This window comes from Lactobacillus helveticus DSM 20075 = CGMCC 1.1877 (assembly GCF_000160855.1).
GTDB lineage: Bacteria > Bacillota > Bacilli > Lactobacillales > Lactobacillaceae > Lactobacillus > Lactobacillus helveticus.
This window is the reverse complement of sequence record NZ_GG700752.1, coordinates 376290-378982: the sequence shown is the minus strand read 5'-3', so window position 1 is coordinate 378982 and position 2693 is coordinate 376290. Positions and strand designations below refer to the sequence as shown.

Sequence of the window (2693 nt, the reverse complement as noted above, 5' to 3'; positions counted from 1 at the left end):
CCTATATTTAAAATCGGAAACTATAAACAGCTACAAAATAAATGTTCAAATTGCATTGCTGAGATTTAAAAACACTGTTGGTTATATCAAATTTGTAGACAGAAAGTATATGAAAAACTTTTTTAATCTCAAATCTATATGGTTATCAAATATTGATACTTTTACAAAAAATAGTGAAGAAGCTGCTGATAACTTAATTGATGATAAATTTGAGGGAAAACTTGAAAAGCTAGCGTTAGACATGCCAGCTTTTATAACTAGTTTTACAGAACTAGATATAAACTCCTTTGACAAAAACGGTTTTGTAAAGGAAGAAATATCATGCTCATTAATAAAATGCGAAGAAAAATTAGGCAAGAATCGTGACTTTATTTTTATTCCTTATCAAAATATGATTCACTTATTGAGTGTAATTAAGGAGTGCCAAGCAGGTAAGCGAGAAGGTATCCTAAAAGAAACAACAATATTTGCTCGAAAAGTTTGGTATATCACGGATTACGTAAATAGAATGGACAAACTTGAAAAAGACTATTTTGAAGGTAAAAAGTCTGTGGAGCAAGTTGGCCGAGGCATGCTAGGAACGAAGTCAATGAAGTACTCAATACAAAACGAATTCAGATTGGGCATTGTGTTTCCATACAAAAAATCAAATTATGGTAATGAAGCTGGTACAAACTTAGGCATACAACCTTCTTTTTGCTTTGCGACACAATACTTCAAAAAAGAGGAACTAAGGTCATTGAATATAGAAAAGCTGAATTAATAGTACTAAACCGAAAATATCCACTAGGGTATACCCTATTGGTCTTTTTTATTTCTGTGCTATACTAGGAATTACAAGTGTTCATTAGAACTGTCCAAAAGGAGAATTGGAAATGGCTAAAATCGGTTATGCGCGTGTGAGTTCCAAGGAGCAACATTTAGATCGACAGTTAGCGGCTTTAAAAGACGTTGATAAATTATTTACGGATAAATTAAGTGGGGCTAACACTAATCGGCCAGAACTGCAAAAAATGCTGGCCTATATTCGTGAGGGTGATATTGTAATGGTCACTGAATTAGATCGCTTAGGCAGAAACAACCATGATTTGACTAAGATCATGAACACCATTCAAAATAAGGGTGCCACCCTAGATGTGTTGAATTTACCGTCCATGACAGGGATTGCTGATTCTAACTTACGTCAACTGATGACCAACTTAATCATTGAACTCTATAAATATCAAGCTGAAAGCGAACGTAAACGGATTATTGAGCGTCAGCAACAAGGCATCGATCTTGCCAAACAGCAAGGCAAATATCATGGTCGCAAGCCTCAATACGCTGAAGATGATCCTCATTTGCAACATGCGTTTAAACTTTATAAAACCGGTATGAGTGACATTGATGTGGCCCGAAATACGGGTATTAAACGAACTACCTTTATTAGATATCGTAAAAAATACAAAATCAAACGAAATAATTAACAAAAAATGGGCTAACAGCATGCTCGGTTATTTGCCGCCAAGTTTTCGATTCACGCCGATAGATGTGCAAAAAACTTAGCTTAAAATCGATTAAGATGTATAATCATGTTGTGGGCGCACAAAGGAACGGTATGTGGGTTCGAATCCCACCCTCGTCATTGGCCAACTCCCGATATCTTTTGTAGCGTCATATTGGCAGTACTTCCTGTCCTTTTAACAGAAACCGAGAGGAGCGATTCTATGCCTAAAAAAAAAGCAAATCTCTCAACGTCACTGTTATCCGTAATAATGACAACGGGTATTTTCTTCTGCATTAAGACGAGGTAGCTAATTGGTAGCAAGGGTGGACGACTAATCCCAGAAGAGAATAAAAGACCATGTAGTGCACCCTCTACTGGTCTTTTTTGTTTATGCGTATTCTCAACCGTCGGCGTTAGAAATAAGAAGTGCACAGTCTTCTGTTGCTTAACTGCTTTTTCCAGTGAAGCAATCAATTGCTTATCTGACTGTTTCTTAGCTTTTTCCAATTTGAAACGAGCGACTACTGCTAACCTGGTAGCATTTGAAAATTCTTTCTCTGAAGTCGAAAACCCTAATTTTTTTCAGTTGAACTTCAACATCCTTTAAAGTGAGGTTCTTATCTTTGGTAGCTTTCACAGCTGCCTCAAAAATTTCATACTTTGAAAACTTGTTCATTCCGAGCACCTTCCGTTTTCCATTAAATAATTTTGAAAGCTTTTGCTTCCTATGATTAAGCATAAAATGAAAAAACAAATCACGGGTGGTTTTGTTTTTTTGAGGAAAAATGAACTTTTAAACTGTTAAATTTTTGTCGTCTAATTTTTTCATGACGCAAATTTACGTCTTTTTTGAGATTTTGACTCTCTCCAGTAAAGAGCATAAGGGAAATCTGACCCCACACCGTTTTGCAAGGTGTGCTGGGCTTGGTTGTACCAAGCGATTTCGCATTTTTAGAAGTGGGGTCACTTTTTGAAATTTTGGCGTCTTTAGACGTCAAAAATGTTCGCTTATAGCCTTAATTGGCGGAAAAAGACGTCACCTTTTTTAGTTAAAACCCGAACTTGGCGGTTTTTGCGTCAAACATTACGTCTACTTACGTCATACTTTTTTATCAAAATTTTTTGCTAATTATCAAAATTTTCCTAATTGCTTTTTGATTTTTCTGTGCGAGTTCAAAAAAGCAAAAAATTTTTTACTTAAAATATC

Annotated in this window: 3 protein-coding genes; 2 read left to right on the top strand and 1 reads right to left on the bottom strand. The window is 35.6% G+C overall.

The genetic code is table 11. The annotated features are described in order from the left end of the window. Both HMPREF0518_RS01770 and HMPREF0518_RS01765 read left to right on the top strand, forming a co-directional pair. On the top strand, nucleotides 1–763 hold a 763-nt coding region (locus HMPREF0518_RS01770), incomplete at its 5' end, for a hypothetical protein (RefSeq protein WP_003625529.1). A gap of 112 nt (nucleotides 764–875) precedes the next feature. Continuing rightward, nucleotides 876–1466 (top strand): recombinase family protein, encoded by a 591-nt coding sequence (locus tag HMPREF0518_RS01765; RefSeq protein WP_003625527.1) that lies wholly within the window; start codon nucleotides 876–878, stop codon nucleotides 1464–1466. 155 nt (nucleotides 1467–1621) lie between these two features. On the opposite strand, the gene HMPREF0518_RS01760 is transcribed toward HMPREF0518_RS01765, so the two are convergent. Then, the gene (locus HMPREF0518_RS01760) at nucleotides 1622–1993 is read right to left on the bottom strand and encodes a hypothetical protein (RefSeq protein ID WP_003625525.1); all 372 of its coding nucleotides are present in this window, start codon (nucleotides 1991–1993) and stop codon (nucleotides 1622–1624) included. Between the last annotated feature and the right edge of the window lie 700 nt (nucleotides 1994–2693).